This window comes from Vagococcus elongatus, assembly GCF_003987645.1.
In the GTDB taxonomy this organism is placed as follows: Bacteria; Bacillota; Bacilli; order Lactobacillales; family Vagococcaceae; genus Vagococcus_A; species Vagococcus_A elongatus.
This window is the reverse complement of record NZ_NGKA01000007.1, coordinates 57,742-78,688: the sequence shown is the minus strand read 5'-3', so window position 1 is coordinate 78,688 and position 20,947 is coordinate 57,742. Positions and strand designations below refer to the sequence as shown.

Sequence of the window (20,947 nt, the reverse complement as noted above, 5' to 3'; positions counted from 1 at the left end):
AGGAGAGAAAGGAACATCAAAATGAGACACGATGGTCGACGAGTCGATGAACTCAGAAAAATTTCTATAGAAACAAATGTATTGAAACACGCAGAAGGGTCTGTCTTGATCCGCTTTGGCGATACTATGGTTTTATGTGCCGCTTCAATCGAAAATTCAGTTCCGACATTTTTAAAAAATAGCGGCAAAGGCTGGGTCACAGCGGAATATAGCATGCTGCCAAGAGCAACGAATACGAGAAATCGTCGGGAGAGCAGCAATGGCAAACTTTCCGGCCGAACAATGGAAATCCAGCGTTTGATTGGGCGCTCTTTGCGCTCTGTCGTGGATTTGGAAGTCTTGGGAGAAAAGTCGATTGTTATTGATTGCGATGTGCTTCAAGCCGATGGGGGAACACGTACAGCAAGTATCACTGGTGCTTTCGTCGCCCTGTCTCTAGCAGTACAGCATGAGATGGCTGCCGGCCAATTAGTGGAAAATCCTTTGAGAGAACATTTGGCTGCGATCAGCGTGGGAGTATTGCAAGACGGGACACCTGTGCTTGACTTGGATTACACTGAAGACGTAAATGCTGCGGTGGATATGAATTTAGTGATGACTGAATCGGGAGAATTTGTAGAGATTCAGGGAACAGGCGAAGAACAGACTTTTTCTCGAGAAGATTTACTTTCCATGCTGAATTTAGGAGAGAATGGCATCTTTGATTTGATCCGGCTGCAAAAAGAAGCACTGGAAACCTCTGCTGCTCCAGTATACAGCGCTTCTAAAAATGATATTTTAATTGCCACCCATAATGCGGGCAAAGCAAAGGAATTTGAAGCTATGTTTGCTGAAAAAGGATTTAGGATCAAAACACTGGAAGATTTTCCGGAAATCCCTGAAGTAGAAGAAACTGGCAGTACCTTTGAGGAAAATGCCCGCTTGAAAGCTGAAACGATTGCCGCAAGATTAAAATGTATGGTCCTAGCAGATGATTCGGGATTGATCGTAGATGCGTTAGGAGGACAGCCTGGGGTGTACTCTGCCCGTTTTGCGGGAGAGGCACACAATGATGCTGCAAATAATGCCAAACTTTTGCATGAGCTGACGGGTGTCCCTAAAGAAGAACGGACTGCTCGCTTCCATTGCACCTTAGTTTTGGCTGCACCCAATCGGAAAAGTTTGGTGGTCAATGGGGAAACAGAAGGAAGAATCCTGACTATTCCTCGGGGAGAAAACGGTTTTGGCTATGATCCGCTATTTTTGGTGGAAGAAATGGGGAAATCCATGGCAGAATTAGCACCAGAAATAAAAAATAAAATAAGCCATCGTGCCAAAGCTATTCAAAATTTGACAAAAGTTTGGGACGATTGGTTGGAGGACTAGCCACTATTTTTAGAGAATAACAGTCTCTAAAATCCCAGCATCAGACCATCAAGAAGAGGAGAATAGAGATGAAATATTTAGTAGTCAGTGACAATCATGGAGACTATTTTGTATTAAAAGAGTTAGCCGATAAGTATCGTGGAAAAGTAGATGAGATGTTCCATTGCGGTGATTCTGAGTTATCACCTACAGACCCGATTTGGAATGATTTTCATGTAGTGACAGGCAACTGTGATTACGATTCAAGATTTTCAAATAGTCAAACCTTATCTAATGGATTAGATAAGATATATATGACTCATGGACATCGGAGCAGTGTTCGTTTTGGCTTGCAGCATTTATTTTATGAAGCCGAAGAATCAGGAGCCAATATTGCTTTATACGGACATACCCACCAGTTGTTTGCTGAGTTAGTCGAGAACATCCTCATCGTTAATCCCGGGAGCATCAGTCAGCCTAGGGGAAGATTTCGTGTGAAAACTTACGCTATCATAGAAAGCACGCCGGAAAAATATATCGTTTCTTATTTTAATGAACAACATCAGCCTTTACCGGAACTAACTCAGGAATTTAAAAGATAAGAACATGAGGATTTACTAAAAAAAGATTGAATAAAGTGTGAAAAGGCTTTTAATTTAGATTTAATTCGCTACAATGAAGTTGAGTGAAAAGGAGGCAATCTTAAATGATTGGAAGTACAATAGAAAATCTTTTATTAGAAAATCAGAGTGATTTTCTGATCAGTGCAGATAAAGTGGCCCATGTGATGGACACCAACCCGCTTACCCATGCATTGTTAGTTCTTTCGAAAGTTCGTTATTCTAAAATTCCAGTATTAAACGCCCAAGATGAATTGGTCGGATTTATCGGCTTGACAAATATCGTAGATGAAATGTTTGATTTAGATGAAGTAGAACCAAATAATCTGAATGATAAAAAAGTTGCCGATGTGATGGATGTGGATATTACATTTATCAACAACACCTCTGATGTGGAAAGACTTTTCCATCTGGCAGTGGACCATCCGTTTATTCCAGTTTCTGACGAGAACAATAAGTTCATGGGAATCGTCACACGAAAGGAACTACTCAAAGCGGTGAATCATCTGATGCATACTCTTGGTAATGACTATGATTTGAAACCTAAAAAAGTTGAGATCCGGAAATTTGGTTAGTAAATATTTATCAAAATAAGCTTTTAAATGAAAGCACAATAAATTCTTTTGTTCACTGAATTTATTGTGTTTTTTTATGCACTTTCATAAAATCGAGATTTATGACGAAAAAATTTAATGTGACTAATTTATTTAAGGAATTTGATGATTTTAGGTTATGCCATATTGTTCAGTAGAAGAGATTCAATGATATAATAGTGTAAGAGGACGGAAAAGATGCCAAAAATTTGTTGCAGGCGAGGTGGTATGATGAAAATTATTTCAGCGATTGACTCGATGAAGGGGTCTTTATCCAGCGTTGAGGCAAATAAAATCATTGAAGAAGTATTTATGTCAGAGGAAGTTCAGGTCAAGAAAATTGCGATTGCAGACGGTGGCGAAGGAACAGTGGAAGCTTTTATCACTAATTACACTGGCCAATATGAACAGATATCTTGTCAGAATTTAAGAGGGAAGGTCGGGACATCGTTTTTCGGCTGGTTGGCGCAAGAAAAAATTGCCGTCATCGAATCTGCGTTGACTTGCGGGATTCAGTTTCTTGATGGTACTGACAGAACACACCCAAGTCAGACAAATTCGGCCGGACTGGGAGAATCTATCTTGGCTGCTTTGGACAAAGGAGCCAAGACCATCATCATCGGGCTTGGCGGTACAGGAACTGTGGATGGTGGCATGGGGGCAATGCATGCGTTAGGGGTAGAATTTTTTGATATTTCTGGCAATGTACTTTCGCCAAAAGGGGAGAATTTAGGTCTTGTCCGTCAAGTCTCAAAAGAGAATTTAGACGCTAGAGTAAACAATGTTGAATTTATTATTGCCGCCGACGTGGAGAGCCCCTTGACTGGACCCACAGGCGCGGTCTATATGTTTGGCACACAAAAAGGGATCAAACAAGAAGAATTAAAAACATATGAAACGATGATGATAAATTATGAGCAGGTACTTTTAGACGGAGATACCCCGCAAAAAGGGGACGGGGCAGCCGGAGGGTTAGGAATAGCCTTGCGTAAATTATTGAATGCTAAAATGGTACGAGGCTTTGATTTGATTGCTCACTATTCCGCTTTGGAAGAAGAAATACGCACTGCAGACTTGGTTATTACAGGTGAGGGAAAAATAGACAGCCAAAGTCTGCAAGGAAAAGTACCGATTGGGATTGGTCAAATAGCAAAAAAATATCAGCTGCCGGTGATTGCTTTTGTTGGTTCTGTTGAGGGAGATCCCGCTATTTTTCATTTGAATGGATTAGATGTAGTTATACCAATCGTTGATAGAATTTCATCTTTGGGTGAAGCGATGAAGAATGCAAAAGGAAATTTAAAAAGGGCAGCCATGCGGACGAAACAACTTTTGTTTTTGCTGAAATAAAAATTTTATGATTTTCTGGTTACAGAATTAGGGTGTATTCCACAAAAATCCGGAACCATAAAAAGTTCCGGACGTGATTAATTTGCTAAGGTTATCGGCGAAGAAGGAATTTCTATACCTTCTTTAGCAATAGCTTCGATGTATTCTTCTAAAAATTTTGACTGGACCTTTATTTGGGCGCCGTTGAGTGTCCCGATAGTCACTCTGATTGCCAGTGAACCGTTGCCTAAATCAATGACACCCATGATTTCAGGGGGAGAAGTGATTTCTGGGAATTGCGGTGTTAATACCTCGTTCACTTGTGCCATAATAGCCTTGATTTTTTCAATATCATTTGAGGGAGCGACGCGCAACTGAACAATAGCCAGTCGATTAGCCTTAGATAAATTGCTCACGACTAGAATACTTCGATTGGGAATATAATGCATGACACCATCCCCACTTTTTAATTGTGTCGTACGCAGTCCCACTGATTGAACCGTTCCCTCGAAATTTTCAATTTTTACGTAGTCTCCAACTTCGATCTGCTTTTCGAAAATAATAAAAAAGCCGGTAATAAAATCACTGATAAACCCTTGTGCTCCCAATCCGATGGCAACTCCGACGATTCCTGCTCCTGCTAAAAGAGACCCGACTGGAATCCCGATGATGGATAAAAGCGTGTAAAGATAAACAAAGAATAAAATGTATTGGAAAATATTTTTTGACAGGGCGTATAAAGTCTCAGTTCTGGTTTCACTTTGTTTTTCCTTTAGTTTATAACTATCAAACGACTTGCGTATGAATCTATTCCCGATGCGATGGGTAAGGATGATCAGGAAAGTAGTGATTAAAATAATGATGCCTTTGGAGATAAACAAAGCAAAGAGGCTTTCCCAGTCTATTTTTTGCCAGTAATTTGCAAAAGCACTGATTTTTTTAGTTGTTTTCTCAGTGACTGACACATCTGAACTTTGTGTTGCTGTTAAAAAAAGAAGGTTGGAAACCAAAGAAAAAACTCCTTTCACGTTTAAGATACTATCACTATTGTAACAAAAAAATGGTGAAAAAAAAGTTACAAATGGTTATTGTAATTAGTTGAGAAAAGACAATGTAAGTGGTATGCTAAAAAAAAGTGTTGGAAAACGATAGAAAAGAGGAATGTGAAATGACCGGTACTGAGATTGCTGCTTTGATTGCTGCTATAGCATTTGTTATTTTAGTGGTAGTGCTCGTGGTGGTGTTGATGAGCTTATTGCCAAAATTAAAGCAGACATTAGATATGACCAATGAAACCATCACTAAAGCGCAAGCGATAGTGGATGAGACAACTAATACGATACAAGTGGTAACGAAGGACGTCAACGTTCTGGCTCATCAAGTAGAAGACCTGCTTGTAAAGAGTAATGAATTGCTGGCGGATGTGACTAGTAAAGTCGAAACGATTGATCCGCTGTTTGATGCAGTGGCAGAACTGAGTGAGAGTGTATCAGACTTAAATAGATCCAGCCGTCATATGGCCAATAAGCTTGGTGCAGTAGGCAGTGGCGCAGCAAAAGCGACGGTAGCTTCAAAACTTGGGAAGACGGCAGTTAACTTTTTTAAAAAATAGATTTTAGGAGGACAAAGGATATGGGTAAGAAAAGCAGTGGATTTTTATTAGGGGCAGTTATCGGAGGAACAGCAGCTGCATTTACGGCATTACTTTTGGCACCAAAGTCAGGAAAAGAAACAAGGGAAGAGTTGCTCAAAAAAATTGATGATTTAAAGGATAAAACTTATGAATATGGTGAGTATGCGAAGCAAAAAGGGGCAGAGTATTCGGAATATACGATGAACAAAGCACATGAGTTTCATGATTCCACTCTGAACACGTTGAAACAACAAACATCTGACTTGAAAAAAGAGTTCAAGGAAACGGTGGCAGACGCTAACTGGGAAGAAAGATTAGATGATTTGGTGGACGACGCAGAGGATATTGTGCTTGACGTTGAGGACATGACTGAAGAAGTAGCAGATACAGTTGTGGAACTAAAAGATAATGTCAAAGATGCGGGGGAAGAAGTCGCTGAAACAATTGTTGACGAAGCCAAGGAAGTTTCAGAGGATGTCCAAGACAAAATAAAACAAGAGACTGAAGAATAGCAGACGACACCTTCTTAAAGGAGAACCTTTAGGAGGGTGTTTTCTTCTTTTTCGAAGGATTCTGTTAAACTACACTTGCTTAATGAAAATATTTTTGAAAAAGTGTATAGTATTATTATGCGTGTGTATAAAAAATAGGAGGATAAAAAGATGAACGAAACAATTAAAACCCAGTTAGATCACCGTACGATTCGAAAATTTTTAAATGAAGAAGTTTCCCAAGATGATTTTAATACATTGATTGAAGTGGCACAACGGACGGCTACCAGTAACTTTATGCAAAGCTATTCTATTATTCAAGTGACCGACCAGTCACTCAAGGATGAAATCGCAAAAATTTGCAATCAAACTTATGTGGCTGAGGCACCGTGCTTGTTGATATTTGTGGCTGATCAGCATCGTAACCACCAAATCGCTGCGGAGGAAAATCAAAACACTGACGTTTTGGCACAATTCGACCGGTTTATGGTGGCGATGACAGATGCCTGCCTTGCTGCTCAAAATGTTGTAGTGGCGGCTGAAAGTTTAGGTTACGGGACAGTTTATTTAGGCAGTATCGGCAACGATAGTCAAAAAATGGTTGAATTGTTAAACTTGCCTGATTATGTTTTTCCGGTATTGGGACTGGGTATCGGGAAGCCGGCGGAGGCACCATCGCAAAAACCGCGACTGCCTAAAGAAGTGGTACTTCATACCAATAGTTATGAGACCACGGAGAATATACATGAAGCTTTAGCGGACTATGATGCGTTAGTAGAAACTTATTATGATTCAAGAGATACCAATAACCGTTTGGACAGCTTTACTAAACAAATCGTGACTGGCATGTCACGTCAGTTGGCTAAACGGAAAGATTTGCTGGAAAATGCTAAAAAGCAAGGCTTTATTTTAAAATAAGGTGACATATTTTTAGATAAGCCTTAAGTGGTAAAAGAGATTGTTTATCAACGACTATAACTCCTGTTTGTTAGCTAATATTTTACTATAAACTGTCTACGGAAATTGCGTAGGCAGTTTTTTGTCGGAATATTCTATCCTTAAAATAAATGGTTGACTTTTTATTGAAAAGTATTAAAATATTCAGCAATAAAAGGGGGAATAATGGAACATTTGATATGAAAAAAATTGATAATATTGCGGAAAGTTTGAAAAGTTGACTAATGGTATATGATTGTCAATTAACTGCTTCTTACATGTGATTTGTGAAGCTGTTGAAAGATAATCAGAAAGGAACACATAATGATTTTTAAAATAATCGTAGCACTACTCCTATTGTCAGGGGGATCATGGCAAATTTACTCGACGAGGCACTATCTAAAACATCTCCAAGCGCATGGAGATGAGAATACATCTCCATTTTCTCCAGCAGCATTGTATTTTGGCTATTTTTATGGCGTAGTTTTTATTCTACTTGCTATTTCAATCGTTATAAATTAAGTAGGATTATTGGATGGTTCAAACAGACGTGATGATTCGTTAAAAATATGTATTTGGAAGATAAAAAAGCCGAAAAGTTGCGAGACTTTTCGGCTTTTTTCTTTTAAACGAAAAATATTTTGAGATTAAAAACATGGGTGGCACATCTTTCTGACAAAACAAACAATTCTCAATCATGGGTTTCTCATTATGTATTCCACATCATTCGTATCTTTGATTCTCTTTTCGTCTACTCTAGTGAATGTTTCGCTAAAACCATCGGCACTAATGACATACTGGTCTCCGGAAATTTTGATGTTAAGATTGTTGTATGTTTCCATCGTATCAACTTTGCCTTTTTCTTTTCGCTCATCCTTGCTTTTTTCGATTTTTTCAGCTTCTGATGTGACTAAGTCTTTATATCTTTTTATGACGTCGACACTATTGTTTTCCTCTGAAAAAGTAATATAGGCATAGGATAAGTCAGCCGTTGGATCAAAAGCCATCTCAAACCTTTTATCTAGCAAGTCCTTCGAAGATAAGTTATTTCCACTTTTCGTAGAATTCTTCATTAAAAGAAAAACACTAAAACTTATTAGCAACACTAAAAATATACTTGCACCCACAACAATACTTTTTCTTGTTTTCTTATTTTTATCCTTCATATTTTCTCCTTTATCCCGTTGACTAAGAAACACCACATATTTGGCAACATCATCAAAACTTTATGATTTTTAAATGTCCCACCCATGAAAAATTCTTTCTAGGAAATATGTATTGGCAACTGTCGATCTAGCTTTTCTCCAGAGTTCATACAATCAACAAAAAGTAGTTTTCAGGCACTGTTCTCAGAGAAATTGTTGAAGCAACAGTAGGAAAGAGAGGCAACAGAATAATTTTTGTGTCAGGTTTTTCGACTAATATCTAAGCATCATAAGTTCTAACGTACAAATTTGGCACGTTATCAAAAAAATAAAGGTTTCTACATCTCTATTTTATCTCAAAAGTAACGGAATTGATAGCGCTTCCTTTGCGTATGAAGATAAAACAAATGTGTTTGACTTGTTTTTGTTAAAACTAAGCAATTCAAGAATAGCCTAGCTGATTTGCTTAATTTTATACGAGAGGGACTCTTAGTAACCTGGCAAACTATTTGTTTTGGAAAAAAATATAAAGTGTATTTAACTTATTGGCATAGTCAGTATAACCCAAGACATCATGAAAAATAGACAGAATTTCTTCCACTTGTTTGCTCCCTTGTTTGTTCCCCGTCTTCATAGTAAAAATCCCTTGAACAAATTTTGCAAATAAATCATTATGGATATAACTTGTATCATGTTGGGAGGCAATTCGGGAAAAATAAAAGGATAAGATTTTTTCAGCATGGCCTAAATTATTATTTTGTATCAGCTTTAAGGCAAAGTGAAGGGCCAAGTCATTCCGCCACTGATTTATTTCAAAGGAGGGATGTCTTTTTTTCAGCAATTGGTTCCCGTAGATGAAAGCTTCCTCATCTTCGAAAAAAAGATACATGTAGGTTCCCAAGAACAATTCAAATTTTCCCCACTGTTCGATTTTTCTCAGGTGTTCTAAAATCGGTGCAGCATCCATCTCATAAACTGCATGAAAAGAATGGTTATAGTAAAATTTTCCCACTAAGCTGACTAAGAAAAAACGTTTTTCTCTGGTTTCAGCAAAGCTCTTTTCGTTTTCTTCAATAAATTTTTTTAAAAGAAAAGAATTGCCGGAATTGAAGGCGACATCCAAGTCATACTCCACAGACTTTAACCAAACATCAATGGTGTTATCAGTTTCTGAAACAAATTCAATCATTGTGGTATCCACCCGGGCGAGCAACTCTAGAAAATTATTCAAACTGATGTCGCTCATGTTATTTTCAAATTTACGCAAAAATTGGGGTGAAATGATTCCATGTGCTACTTCTTTAGCTGTCAACCCCTTATTTTTCCTGATATTCAGGAAAATTTCTCCTGTACTAGTCATGACTATCCCTCCAAGTAACTATAGTGTTATTCTCTATTGAAATCTGCGAAAATTCAAGTGTTTATACCTTATTTTGAAAAGATAGTATCTTTTTCCCCATTTTCTTCGAGTTTTTGTCTATCCTTAAGTTCAGATTGGAAGGAGTGGAATGATTATGAAAGCTGAAACATTAAGCGAACAACTATTTTTATTAGCAATGAATAAAAGGGGCGGTATCAACGGCAGTCAGTTTCATGCACAACTTGCTCTGGTGATGGCTGGACTGCTGGATCTGCAAGAAGCCGGTATGATTGTTTTGGATGAAAGAAGTGTGAGATTAAAAAAAGGGGAGTTATCAGGGAGATTTATATTTTTACAGCCGTTGCTGGACGTGTTGAAAGGAATAAGTAAACCTACTTTAAAAAAAGTTGCTGACGTCTATTGCGGTACATTCACTGACAAAGAATTAAAAAAATATTTACAAGGAATCAGAAAAGAGATGCAGCAAAAAGGGTTACTTAATGTGACTAAGGAAAACAGCTATCTTGGAGAAAAATCAGTCTATACCGCAAATGATACTGAGGTACAGTTAATTTTAAAAAATCTTGAGTTAAACTTGGAGAAAGCTATCTTCGATGAAAAGGGGATACACCTGTGGATTTTGTTGGAGCAAGGGAAATTGTTGAACAAATATTATCCCAAAGATAAAATAAAAAGCTTCCATAAAAGGTGGGACCAGTGTCAAAATCAGTCATTGTTGAAAGGTTTCGGGGTCATGAAAAAAGAAATTGAAGGAATGTTTTGGACCTTGATGATTGCTGCCAGTATCTAAAAAGAGAAATTTAATGAGAGTATAGTATCATGTTAAAAAATCAGGAGGAGTTGTTGTTATGGAAAAAATGGTTAAAGAAGTCACTTATAATAGTATCATGGTCAATATTTTAGGATTTTTGTGTGTTCTGCCTTTATTGGCAAGTTATATGGTCGTTTATAGAAAATGTTTTTACGGAAAGTTAACAGATACGGACATCAATATTACCCTACTTATTATCATCTTGCTGCTTATTTCAATGTTAATTCATGAAGCATTGCACGGGGGCGGCTGGGTGTTGACCAAAGGATGCACACTTAAAAATATTCATATAAAATTTAATTTTATGATGGCATCATGTCACTGTGATAAACCTTTAACAGGAAGTAAGTATATGTTTGGATTGGTACTCCCGTTCCTTACTTTAGCTGTAGGGACAACCTTATTGTCCTTTGTTTACCCGAGTACTCTCACATTATTTGCCACCCTTGTGAATATCGCTTTATGCGGTGGAGATATTTTGTTGTTCTTTAGAATGTTTCCTTACCGTCACCAAAAGATTATCGACCATCCCACTAAAGCTGGTTTTGCAGTAGTAGAATAAAAAGAAAAAAACCTAGACAGCCATCAGCTTCAAGATTGCTGTCTAGGTTTCAATTGATTTAAGGAAAAACATTCTTTTTATATATTTTCCTGCCATTCTTTTCTTAAAATCCCAAATTTTACTGAATCATAATAGTTTCCCTGCCAGAATCTTACTTGGCGGATGACGGCTTCTTTTTTCATCCCCAATTTTTCGCCCATTCTGAGAATTCTGTGATTGCCTGACCAAGTGGTAAAGCCTACTCTTTGAATATAAGGGTATGTATCAAATAAATAATCCATCCAAATTTTGCACGCCTCAGTTCCGATGCCCTTTCCCCAATGCTGTTCTTGATAGATCACTAAGCCGTATTCAAGCCATTGCATCAATTCGCCATCTTCCCAGTAATGAGAAATCAGTCCAATCGGCTGCTCATCGACAACGATGACTGCGGTGGCATCCAAAGGCATAACCTTTGTTGTATAATAGAGGATAAATTCTTCATAAGTATAAACAGGGTCATTGAAATAAGGGCCATTCCAATTCATCCATTCTAAAGATTGATTGTAGGCAATTTGCCAAAGTGTTTCCAAATCTTCATTTTTAATTGAACGAAGGGTAAGATTTTTTCCGTTTAAGTTTAATGTCATTTATTAGGTTCTCTCCTGTTCATTTGATTTTTGATAGTTTTAGTCGTTTGATTTTCATGCTAATTTCATTTTTCATTTAAAATAAATTGGAGCTAGTATATCATTTTAGAAGATGGATTAAAAGATACAGACGGAAAAATGAAATATTTCCTGAATTTAATTGACAATTAGCACTCAAGAGCCTTAGAATTGTAAATATGAAAAAACTATTATATTATTTTCATTTTTTCTAATGTTTTTCTCATAACTTGCATAAATAACTCGAAATTTTCAAAGCCAACCATTCATTTGTAAACTAATCATTAAAGGAACTAAAATTAAAAGGGGAGAAAAAGTTTCTGATGCTGGAAATACTGTTAAAAACTAGAGGATTAATTTTTTTTTTCCAAACTAAATATTTTTTTAAAAACCTTGTAAAAAAAAGTTATTCAGTATAGAATTGGCATTGGAAGCGTTATCTTTTTAGGAGGTAGGTTTTACTTGCTTCTTTTACGATTTGTCATAGCTAAGTATGGATTAGTTAGCAAAATTTTATTAGTGGTTGTTCAAGTTGTGTAAGTTTTTCATCATATCACGTCTCTAGAAGGTGTTGGAGAGGTGTGTGGTTTTGAGGGAATAAAGGGGGGAATAAAATAACTTCATAGTCATTGATTTTCGCAATCTAGGAAGGAGAAGATAAGATGGATAAAAAAACAGCTTTATATGATACACACATAAATCTAAAGGCAAAAATGGTCCCTTTCGGTGGTTTTTCTATGCCGATTGAATATCAGGACAGCGGCGTGCTGAAAGAGCATCTGGCTGTAAGAAATGAGGCGGGCATCTTTGATGTCTCCCACATGGGGGAATTCTTCATCGAAGGAGAAGGAGCCGTTGCAACGTTACAAAAAATATTTACAAACGATTTTTCAAAAATGAAAAACGGTGGTATACGCTATACATTGATGTGTAATGAAAAAGGCGGCATCATAGAAGATTTATTGGTTTATAAGTACTCTGACCAGAAATTTATGCTAGTAGTCAATGCAGCCAACCATGACAAAGATTTTAATTGGATTCAAGAGCATCTCTTGTCGAATACAACCTTGACGGATCGTTCAGAAGAGATTGGTTTGCTGGCAGTACAAGGCCCCCGTACAAAAGAAATTTTCGAAAAAATATGTCGTGCGGAAGAATTGCCGGAAAAATATTATACTTTTAAAGAAAATGTCGAGATTGCTGGAGTTAAAGCTGATATTTCAAGAACGGGCTACACCGGCGAATTCGGATACGAAGTTTATTGTCGCACAGAAGATTTGTTAACAATTTTTGAAAAAATAATGGCAGCAGGGGAACCTTTAGGATTGCTTCCTAGCGGTCTTGGTGCACGAGACACCCTGCGTTTGGAAGCCGGTATGCCGCTTTATGGTCATGAAATGAACGAAGACATCACCCCAGTAGAAGTAGATCTAGGTTTTGCGGTAAAGCTTGCTAAAGAAGATTTTATTGGCAAAGATGCCATTGCTGCAGCCCAAAACAGTGAAAAAGTCAGAGTAGGTTTGGAAGTTGTAGGCCGGGGAATCGTCAGAGAAGAAGCTGAACTACTTTTAGCTGATGAAAAAGTTGGTTTCACCACCTCAGGGACGTTCTCTCCAAGTATGAAAAAAGGTATCGCCATGGCTTTTGTCGACCGGGATAAGAGTGAAATCGGAACGGTCTTCGATGTGAAAATCAGAAATCGGGTACTACAGGCAAAAATTGTTACAATGCCTTTTAATTTTAAAAATCAATAAAAATCTTATCAGGAGGAATATTAACATGAAAAATCCAGAAAATTTGAAGTACAGCAAGTCTCATGAATGGTTCAAGGAGTTGACAGAAACATCAGGACAAGTTGGGCTGACTTTCTTTGCTCAGGAAGAATTGGGAGATATCGTTTATCTGACTTTGCCGGAAGAAGGAGATGAAGTTGCCCAAGGAGATGTGGTCTGTGATATCGAATCAGTCAAAGCTGTTTCTGACATCCATTCACCTGTCAGCGGAACCATCACGAAAGTCAACGAAGCTCTTTTGGATTCACCAGAGTTAGTCAACGAAGCTCCTTTTGACACATGGTTATTTGAAATTGAAGAAATCACTGCTAAAGATGATTTATTGAACGCAGAAGAATACACGAAGTTTGTTGAAGAGGAGGCATAAACTCATGGGAAGATACAGTCCGATAACGACTTCTGACCAGGAATTAATGCTGGCAAAATTAGGATTGTCATCAATCGATGACCTTTATAAACAAGTGTCAAAAGATTTATTGATCGATGGGCTGGATATCCCTTCAGGCAAGTCGGAGATGGAAGTACGTCAAATAATGACAGATTTGGCTGCTAAAAATAAAGTGTATCGGAGTATTTTTAGAGGAGCTGGTGCTTACAACCATTATATTCCTGCGTTAGTCAAGCAAATCGTAAGTAAGGAAGAATTTCTAACGACTTATACTCCTTATCAAGCAGAGATTAGTCAAGGTGTTCTTCAGTCGATTTTCGAGTATCAGACAATGATTTGTCAGCTGACGGGCATGGAAATCGCCAATGCTTCGATTTATGATGGTGCAACAGCGGCGGCAGAAGCGGTCAATATGACGATGACACGCAAGCAAAACAAAATCCTGATAAGTGAAACTGTTCATCCGATGACGATTGAGACCATTCAAACATATGCAAATAGTGTGAATAATGAAGTTATCATCGTTCCTCAAAAAGACGGGGTTACAGATGTGGAAAAGTTGGCAGCTATGCTGGAAGATGACGTGGCATGTTTTGTCCTGCAGCAGCCAAACTATTTCGGACAAATCGAAGAAGCAGAGAAAATAGGAGCATTGCTCAAGGAAAATAAACAGAAATTCATTATGTCCATAAATCCGGTAGCGGGTGTGAAGTTGAAAACACCATTCGAGTGTCAAGCTGACATCGCAACAGGAGAAGGACAGCCTCTTGGGTTAGATTTAGCATTTGGCGGACCATATTTAGGATTCTTAGCCGCCAGTAAAGAATTTTTACACAAGATTCCGGGAAGAATTGTGGGAGAGACGGAAGATACTGAAGGCAAGCGCGGCTATGTCTTAACTCTTCAAGCAAGAGAACAGCATATCCGAAGAGAACGCGCCTCCTCAAATATTTGTTCTAATCAGGCTCATTGTGCGTTGACTGCTTCTGTTTATATGACAGTGATGGGGCCGGAAGGATTAAAAGATGTTGCCCGTCAATGTTACTCAAAAACTCATTACTTAGCGGATGCCTTGACTCAAATTCCAACGATTGAACTCAAATATCCGGGAGAATTTTTCCATGAATTTGTGACAACTTCAACTAAACCAGCCATAGATATTTTGGAAAAGCTGGATGAAGAAAATATTTTAGGCGGTTATCCGTTGAATGAGACAGATATTTTATGGTGCGCAACTGAAATGAATTCAAAAGAGGATATCGACCGATTAGCCTCAATCGTCAAGGAGGTAATGTAGAAATGAAATTGATTTTTGAGAAAAGCAAACATGGTATTAAAAATGATATGCTCCCTCCTTTGGATGTTCCGGAAGTCGAACTGCCTACAATGCTGCAAAGAAAGCAGGCGTTAAACTTACCAGAAGTTGCCCAGCCGGATATCACACGTCATTATTCAGCTTTGGCTAAACGAACGCATGGTGCCAATGATGGTTTTTATCCATTAGGTTCATGTACCATGAAATATAATCCAAAACTAAATGATGAGATGGCGTCACTGCCTAATTTTACAAAAATCCACCCGCTTCAGCCAGTGGAAACTGTTCAAGGGGCTTTAGAAGTGTTTGCCTTAGCAGAAAAATATTTATGTGAAATCACTGGTATGGATAAGATGACTTTCCAGCCAGCTGCAGGTGCCCATGGTGAGTTGACGGGATTAATGATTATCAAAGCGTATCACACTGCTAAAAAAGATTTTAAACGTAATAAAATCATCGTGCCAGATTCTGCTCACGGAACGAATCCAGCTAGTGCATCCATGGTGGGATACAAAACAGTTAATGTACCTTCTGATGAGAACGGCTGTGTCGACCCGGAAGAGTTGAGAAAAGTAGTTGGTGATGATACGGCAGGTATTATGCTGACTAATCCTAACACGTTAGGAAAGTATGAAGAAAATATTTCAGAAGTGACGAAAATCGTTCATGATGCCGGCGGATTGAACTATTATGATGGTGCCAATCTGAATGCGGTTATGGGAGTGGTACGTCCCGGGGACATGGGCTTTGATGTGATTCATTTAAACTTGCATAAGACATTTTCTACGCCCCACGGCGGCGGCGGACCGGGATCTGGTCCAATCGGAGTGAAAAACATTTTGGAACCATTCTTGCCAAACGATCATCCTGTCCAAGAAACTTCAGGAAAATTCAATCTGATGAAACCAGAACAATCAATCGGCCGCGTCAAAGGGTTCTACGGACACTTCCTTGTGGACGTTCGCGCATTGACTTATATCTTATATCTAGGGGCAGAAGGCATACCGCATGCTGCGAAAACGGCTGTATTGAATGCTAATTATCTGATGGAAGGTTTGAAAGAGTTTTATAAAGTAGGTTATCCGGGAATCTGTATGCATGAGTTTGTTTTAAGTCTGAAAGACATAAAAAAAGAAACAGGTGTGACAGCTCTGGATGTGGCAAAAATGATTTTGGATTATGACATGTATCCGCCAACGATGTATTTCCCTACGATCGTGCCGGAAGCTTTGATGATTGAACCGACGGAAACTGAATCAAAAGAGACACTGGATGAGGTCATCAGAATCTATGGGGAAATTCACGAAACTATCTATAGTGATCCTGAAAAAGTCAAATCAGCCCCTCATCGAATGGTAGTGAAACGCTTGGATGAGGTCAAAGCAGCACGACAGCCGAAATTAGCTTATCAGTTTGATTGAGAAGGCGGGGGATTTAGATGAAGACATATGATGTGGGAATTATCGGTGCGGGACCGGGAGGCTATGTAGCGGCAATCAGAGCAGCTCAATTAGGGTTGTCAGTGTTGCTGGTAGAAAAAGACAACGTCGGCGGCACTTGCTTAAATCGCGGTTGTATTCCTACAAAAACTTTACTAGAAAGCAGCGGGGCTTATCGTAAACAGGGCCAATTATCTGAACTTGGGATTCAAACGGCAGATTCAACCTATGATATGACGGCAATTTATTCTAGAAAAGATCGTTTAGTGAATCAAATCAGAACTGGTGTTGAGACATTATTAAAGAAAAATAAAATCCAGTTAGCAATTGGTGAAGGCATCATTACTGGTGCAACGCAAATTGAAGTCGCAGGGGAAACGTATGAAGCTGAACATATTATCATTGCTGCCGGGTTGACCCCGGCACTCCCCCCGATCAAAGGAGTGGAGCTGTCAGAAGTGGTCACTAGCGATGATATTTTAACGGTTCCTGAAACGCTTGACGAAATCGTCATTGTGGGCGGAGGCGTCATCGGTGTAGAAATAGCTTCATTTTATAACGATTTAGGTTGTAAGGTGACAATTTTAGAAGCCATGCCGAGAATACTGGCTACCTTTGATCGGGAAATTTCCCAGAATCTATCTATGATTTTAAAACGGCGTGGAGTAGAAATAAAAACCAATGTGAATGTGACCGGATTTTCAAAAGAAAACTCTCAAATAGCCTGCACCTACGAAGAAAAAGATGAGATGAAAAAAGTAGTGTCTGACAAAGTGCTGATGGCGACTGGACGTCGGGTTTCTCAATCGAAGTTATTTTCAGAAGATTTGGGAATAAAGACAGAACGAGGTTTTATCGTAGTGGATGACGATTTTAAGACTTCTGTTCCATCCATCTATGCCATTGGAGACATTGTGGCAGGCAATACACAGCTTGCCCATGTGGCTTCTGCTCAAGGTATTAATGTTGTGTCCCAAATAGCTAATCAAGCGCCCCCCTACGATCTGGATGTTATTCCCGGCTGTGTGTATACAACACCGGAAATTGCCAGTGTGGGATTATCTGAAGCAGAAGCAAAGGAAAAAGGTTTTGATGTGGAAATCGGAAAATATGTTTTAAGCGGCAACGCCCGTCATATGATCAAAGGAGGAGACCGCGGCTTTATTAAGATAATTACTGAAAAGGAATCTGGCAAACTGCTTGGAGCAGTGATTATGGCAGATACAGCCACTGAAATGATTAGTGAATACAGCACAGCCATCGTTAACAAATTAACCACCGAGGAGATGTTGTCCGTCATTCATCCTCATCCAACGGTGCACGAAGGAATAATCGAGGCACTGGATAATATTTCCAAAAGGGGTATTCATTCAATCCCACGGTAATATAAATCATTAAGCCAAAACAGCCTAGATTTCTGTAAAATAAAATAGTTTTGTTACATTAATATGCTTACCGTATTTTGCTTAATTTTGTTCACTTTTTGGATACACTGCCGATAAAATAATAGTTATACCACTCTCATTGTATATTTTCAGAAATCTAGGTTATTCCATGAAAATTTAAATTGAAGAACATTATGAAAAATGGGGTGGAATTTATTGGATCAGTTTATAGAGTTTATCAATACGATTAGGGATTTTTTATGGGATATCATTTTGATATTTTTGCTTATCGGCACAGGTGTTTTTTACACTATTAGAACAAAGTTTGTTCAATTCAGGTATTTTAGGAAAAGTTTCAAGTTGACCTTTGGAAATATCGCATTTTTTGGAGAAAAAGCAGACGATGAGGGAATGACTTCTTTTCAGTCTCTGATGACATCGATTGCAGCACAAATTGGCACAGGGAATCTTGCGGGCGTTGCCACAGCAATGGTTCTTGGAGGACCGGGATCTATTTTGTGGATGTGGATCAGTGCCGTACTCGGGATGGCAATCATTTATTCCGAAGCTACTTTATCACAAATATATCGAGGCAGACGAGGCGGGCAAGTGGTCGGCGGACCAGTATTTTATATTAAAAAAGCTTTCAAAGGCAGGGTGGGACAGGTAATGGCGGCGATGTTTGCCGTCTTTATCATCCTCGCTCTCGGCTTTATGGGCAACATGGTGCAGTCAAATTCTGTTGGAAATGCATTTGAGGCGGCTTTTAATATTCCGGCATGGCTTTCAGGTCTTGTTTTCGGTGTTGCCGGATTGTATGTATTTCTTGGCGGCAGACAACGCGTGGCTGCCGTGACAGAAAAAGTCGTGCCTACCATGGCAGTCTTTTTTTCAATCGTTTCTATTGTAGTGGTCATGATTAACTATAAAGCTATCCCAGAAGCCTTTAAAGATATTTTTCTTGGAGCCTTTAACCCTGAGGCTGTCCTTGGCGGTATTTTGGGAGTTACAGTCAGACAGGCGATGCGCTACGGTGTGGCTCGGGGTTTGTTTACACACGAAGCGGGGATGGGGTCCACTCCTCATGCCCATGCGCTGGCAAAAGTCAAACACCCTGCTGACCAAGGGCTGGTCGCCATGATGGGTGTGTTTATTGACACGATTGTGTTGCTTCCAATGACTGTACTAGTCATACTCACAACGAATTCTTTAGGAGCAATGGAAAACGGTGCATTTTTAGATGGTATCGAACTGACCCAGCATGCATACTCTCAAACAATGGGGGCTTTCGGTTATCCCTTTATTGCCATCTGTGTCGCTCTATTTGCGTATGCTACATGCATAGGCTGGTATTTTTTTGGAGAAGCTAATGTGGAATATTTATTTGGGAAAAAAGCAGTTCCTATGTATGCAGTACTCGTAGCAGTCTTTATGTTTGTCGGCTGTATTTTAAAAGTTGAACTGGTTTGGTCCTTAGCAGATTTATTTAATGGCTTTATGGTCATTCCTAATGTATTGGCGCTATTGATGCTTCATAAAGTCATTGCGAAACATACGAAAGAATATGACCAAGGACTGCCGTATCAGCCAGAAGAAGATGCCTTTTAAGAAGTTAATAGATTTTCTTCAGGAATGATTTACCAGTGTCAGATTTGAATAATTGATTAGCTACCTGATAGGTGATGCAGGTAGCTAATTTTTAAAATTAAAAGATTCAAATTTCACACTGCTAAAAGAAAACCATAGAATGTTAAATGAAAATAGTTTAAAATCTTTGTTGAAAGTTAGAAAAGAGCGGGAGAGAGGAGATTGGTTATGTCGGAAAAAATGCTGAATCAATCAGCAGTAAAGTTTTTACAAGATTTAAGTTCATCATTGCCGGCACCTGGCGGAGGTGGGGCGGCAGCCTATGCCAGCGCCATGGGAACAGCTTTGGGAATGATGGTTGTCAACTTGACCAAAGGAAAGAAAAAGTATGCCCAATATGAAGAAGATCTTGGACAACTATTGGAAAAGTTTGGGGTGACATTGGAAAGATTTATGGAGTTGGTACAAGAAGATGCTGATAATTTTCTTCCACTATCTCAAGCTTATGGGTTAGCTCAAGGAACCGAAAAAGAGAAAAAGCATAAAGAAAAAGTGATGGAAGAGTCTTTGAGACTAGCTTGCAGTGCACCATTAGAGATGATGGAGCTTTCTGTCAAGGCGATGTTTCTATTAGAAGAACTTCTTGAAAAAGGAAGTAAATTAGTTCTCAGTGATGTGGGTGTGGGTGTTGCTATGCTCGAGGCAGGTTTGAAAAGTGCTTCCTTAAATATCTATATCAATGCTAAGTCCATGATGGATGAAAAATATGCAGATGAGATTGTTAACAGGACAGAAAAATATTTATCAGAAGGCGATAAACTTTCAGAAAATATATTTAATCAAGTAAAAAATCGTATCTATTGAAAAAAATAGCAGGTGATTTAAATCAGTAAACAAGAATTACGTAAAGAAATGATTCAGCGTCGAGCGAAATTATCTTTAGCTTATCGCAAGCGGGCAGAAGCCAATATTCTGACAGCTTTAGTCAACTTGGAGCTCTATCAGCGTGCCCAGATGATATTTTGTTATGTGGGGATGACTGATGAAATCGATACTCGGTTATTTATTCAAAAGTTTTTATCACAGGGCAAAAGGGTTTGCGTCCCAAAAGTATTATCACTTGGAGAGATGGCAGCTTTTGAAATCACCGATTTGACAGATTTGGCACTCTCTAGCGGCAAATACCAGATTTTAGAACCTGTTGACGGTTGTCCTGTAGTCGAAAAACATGAAATAGATTTAGGGATTATCCCTTGTATCACTGCTGATGAACAAGGCTTCCGTTTAGGTTATGGCGGAGGGTTCTATGACCGTTATTTGACAGATAGCCAAATGAGCAAAGTTTTGTGTCTTTGGTCTCAAATGGTTGTTTCGGATGTGCCTCGTGAATCCCACGATGTACCTGTCGATTGGCTTATTACTGAAAATGAAGTAAAAAAGATCATCCATCGTTGACTGTTATCAGATTGTTTCTGAACAGATAAACTAAAGATGACAGACAAAATAATGATAAAAATGTTACTATGCAGTAACAAGTGAAGAGAAAGT

The 20,947-nt window shown here is 38.7% G+C and carries 21 protein-coding genes; 17 read left to right on the top strand and 4 right to left on the bottom strand.

Annotated elements, in window-relative coordinates:
* Positions 1-21 precede the first annotated feature (21 nt).
* From rph to CBF29_RS05910, 4 genes are all read left to right on the top strand, one after another.
* A complete protein-coding gene (gene rph / locus CBF29_RS05925; RefSeq protein WP_126808421.1) occupies positions 22-1,365 on the top strand; it encodes a ribonuclease PH in 1,344 nt (447 codons plus the stop codon).
* A gap of 68 nt (positions 1,366-1,433) precedes the next feature.
* Entirely contained in the window at positions 1,434-1,946 is a 513-nt protein-coding gene (locus tag CBF29_RS05920; RefSeq protein WP_126808419.1) for a metallophosphoesterase, read from the top strand.
* A gap of 104 nt (positions 1,947-2,050) precedes the next feature.
* Positions 2,051-2,539, top strand: coding sequence for a cyclic-di-AMP-binding protein CbpB (cbpB, locus tag CBF29_RS05915; RefSeq protein ID WP_126808417.1), 489 nt, complete (start codon positions 2,051-2,053; stop codon positions 2,537-2,539).
* Positions 2,540-2,788: 249 nt separating this feature from the next.
* Positions 2,789-3,907, top strand: coding sequence for a glycerate kinase (locus CBF29_RS05910; RefSeq protein WP_126808415.1), 1,119 nt, complete (start codon positions 2,789-2,791; stop codon positions 3,905-3,907).
* Positions 3,908-3,984: 77 nt separating this feature from the next.
* On the opposite strand, the gene CBF29_RS05905 is transcribed toward CBF29_RS05910, so the two are convergent.
* Complete coding sequence (locus CBF29_RS05905; protein WP_170170002.1) at positions 3,985-4,896, bottom strand: mechanosensitive ion channel family protein; 912 nt, start codon at positions 4,894-4,896, stop codon at positions 3,985-3,987.
* Positions 4,897-5,054: 158 nt separating this feature from the next.
* On the opposite strand from CBF29_RS05905, the gene CBF29_RS05900 reads away from it, so the two are divergent.
* The 3 genes from CBF29_RS05900 (at position 5,055) to CBF29_RS05890 (ending at position 6,928) form a co-directional block, all read left to right on the top strand.
* A complete protein-coding gene (locus tag CBF29_RS05900) occupies positions 5,055-5,498 on the top strand; it encodes a DUF948 domain-containing protein (RefSeq protein ID WP_126808411.1) in 444 nt (147 codons plus the stop codon).
* A 20-nt stretch (positions 5,499-5,518) separates the two neighbouring features.
* A complete protein-coding gene (locus tag CBF29_RS05895) occupies positions 5,519-6,031 on the top strand; it encodes a YtxH domain-containing protein (RefSeq protein WP_126808409.1) in 513 nt (170 codons plus the stop codon).
* 150 nt (positions 6,032-6,181) lie between these two features.
* Positions 6,182-6,928 (top strand): NADPH-dependent oxidoreductase, encoded by a 747-nt coding sequence (locus CBF29_RS05890; RefSeq protein ID WP_126808407.1) that lies wholly within the window; start codon positions 6,182-6,184, stop codon positions 6,926-6,928.
* Between the two features lie 713 nt (positions 6,929-7,641).
* Here CBF29_RS05890 and CBF29_RS05885 read toward each other — a convergent pair.
* Positions 7,642-8,112 carry a hypothetical protein gene (locus CBF29_RS05885; protein WP_126808405.1) on the bottom strand — a complete coding sequence of 157 codons (471 nt, stop codon included), beginning with the start codon at positions 8,110-8,112 and terminating at the stop codon, positions 7,642-7,644.
* Between the two features lie 484 nt (positions 8,113-8,596).
* Positions 8,597-9,451: a helix-turn-helix domain-containing protein gene (locus tag CBF29_RS05880; RefSeq protein ID WP_126808402.1), complete on the bottom strand. Its 855-nt coding sequence runs from the start codon at positions 9,449-9,451 to the stop codon at positions 8,597-8,599.
* Positions 9,452-9,605: 154 nt separating this feature from the next.
* Between CBF29_RS05880 and CBF29_RS05875 the strand changes: the two genes are divergently transcribed.
* Together CBF29_RS05875 and CBF29_RS05870 are read left to right on the top strand one after the other, a co-directional pair.
* Positions 9,606-10,262, top strand: a complete 657-nt coding sequence (locus CBF29_RS05875; RefSeq protein WP_170170001.1) for a GPP34 family phosphoprotein — start codon at positions 9,606-9,608, stop codon at positions 10,260-10,262.
* Positions 10,263-10,320: 58 nt separating this feature from the next.
* Positions 10,321-10,845 (top strand): DUF3267 domain-containing protein, encoded by a 525-nt coding sequence (locus tag CBF29_RS05870; RefSeq protein WP_126808398.1) that lies wholly within the window; start codon positions 10,321-10,323, stop codon positions 10,843-10,845.
* Positions 10,846-10,922: 77 nt separating this feature from the next.
* Here CBF29_RS05870 and CBF29_RS05865 read toward each other — a convergent pair whose 3' ends face one another.
* Positions 10,923-11,474 carry a GNAT family N-acetyltransferase gene (locus CBF29_RS05865; protein WP_126808396.1) on the bottom strand — a complete coding sequence of 184 codons (552 nt, stop codon included), beginning with the start codon at positions 11,472-11,474 and terminating at the stop codon, positions 10,923-10,925.
* A gap of 680 nt (positions 11,475-12,154) precedes the next feature.
* Between CBF29_RS05865 and gcvT the strand changes: the two genes are divergently transcribed.
* The 8 genes from gcvT to CBF29_RS05825 all read left to right on the top strand — a co-directional run bounded on the left by gcvT (position 12,155) and on the right by CBF29_RS05825 (position 20,854).
* On the top strand, positions 12,155-13,246 hold the full coding sequence (gcvT, locus tag CBF29_RS05860; RefSeq protein WP_126808394.1) for a glycine cleavage system aminomethyltransferase GcvT: 1,092 nt from the start codon (positions 12,155-12,157) through the stop codon (positions 13,244-13,246).
* A 25-nt stretch (positions 13,247-13,271) separates the two neighbouring features.
* Positions 13,272-13,652: a glycine cleavage system protein GcvH gene (gcvH, locus tag CBF29_RS05855; RefSeq protein ID WP_126808392.1), complete on the top strand. Its 381-nt coding sequence runs from the start codon at positions 13,272-13,274 to the stop codon at positions 13,650-13,652.
* Positions 13,653-13,656: 4 nt separating this feature from the next.
* Positions 13,657-14,970, top strand: coding sequence for an aminomethyl-transferring glycine dehydrogenase subunit GcvPA (gene gcvPA, locus CBF29_RS05850; RefSeq protein ID WP_126808390.1), 1,314 nt, complete (start codon positions 13,657-13,659; stop codon positions 14,968-14,970).
* 2 nt (positions 14,971-14,972) lie between these two features.
* Positions 14,973-16,409, top strand: a complete 1,437-nt coding sequence (gcvPB, locus tag CBF29_RS05845) for an aminomethyl-transferring glycine dehydrogenase subunit GcvPB (protein WP_126808388.1) — start codon at positions 14,973-14,975, stop codon at positions 16,407-16,409.
* Positions 16,410-16,426: 17 nt separating this feature from the next.
* Positions 16,427-17,812 carry a dihydrolipoyl dehydrogenase gene (gene lpdA / locus CBF29_RS05840; RefSeq protein WP_126808386.1) on the top strand — a complete coding sequence of 462 codons (1,386 nt, stop codon included), beginning with the start codon at positions 16,427-16,429 and terminating at the stop codon, positions 17,810-17,812.
* 216 nt (positions 17,813-18,028) lie between these two features.
* A complete protein-coding gene (locus CBF29_RS05835; protein WP_211334255.1) occupies positions 18,029-19,420 on the top strand; it encodes an alanine/glycine:cation symporter family protein in 1,392 nt (463 codons plus the stop codon).
* Between the two features lie 207 nt (positions 19,421-19,627).
* On the top strand, positions 19,628-20,263 hold the full coding sequence (locus tag CBF29_RS05830) for a cyclodeaminase/cyclohydrolase family protein (protein ID WP_126808384.1): 636 nt from the start codon (positions 19,628-19,630) through the stop codon (positions 20,261-20,263).
* A 21-nt stretch (positions 20,264-20,284) separates the two neighbouring features.
* Positions 20,285-20,854, top strand: a complete 570-nt coding sequence (locus tag CBF29_RS05825; RefSeq protein ID WP_281272909.1) for a 5-formyltetrahydrofolate cyclo-ligase — start codon at positions 20,285-20,287, stop codon at positions 20,852-20,854.
* Positions 20,855-20,947: the final 93 nt, after the last annotated feature.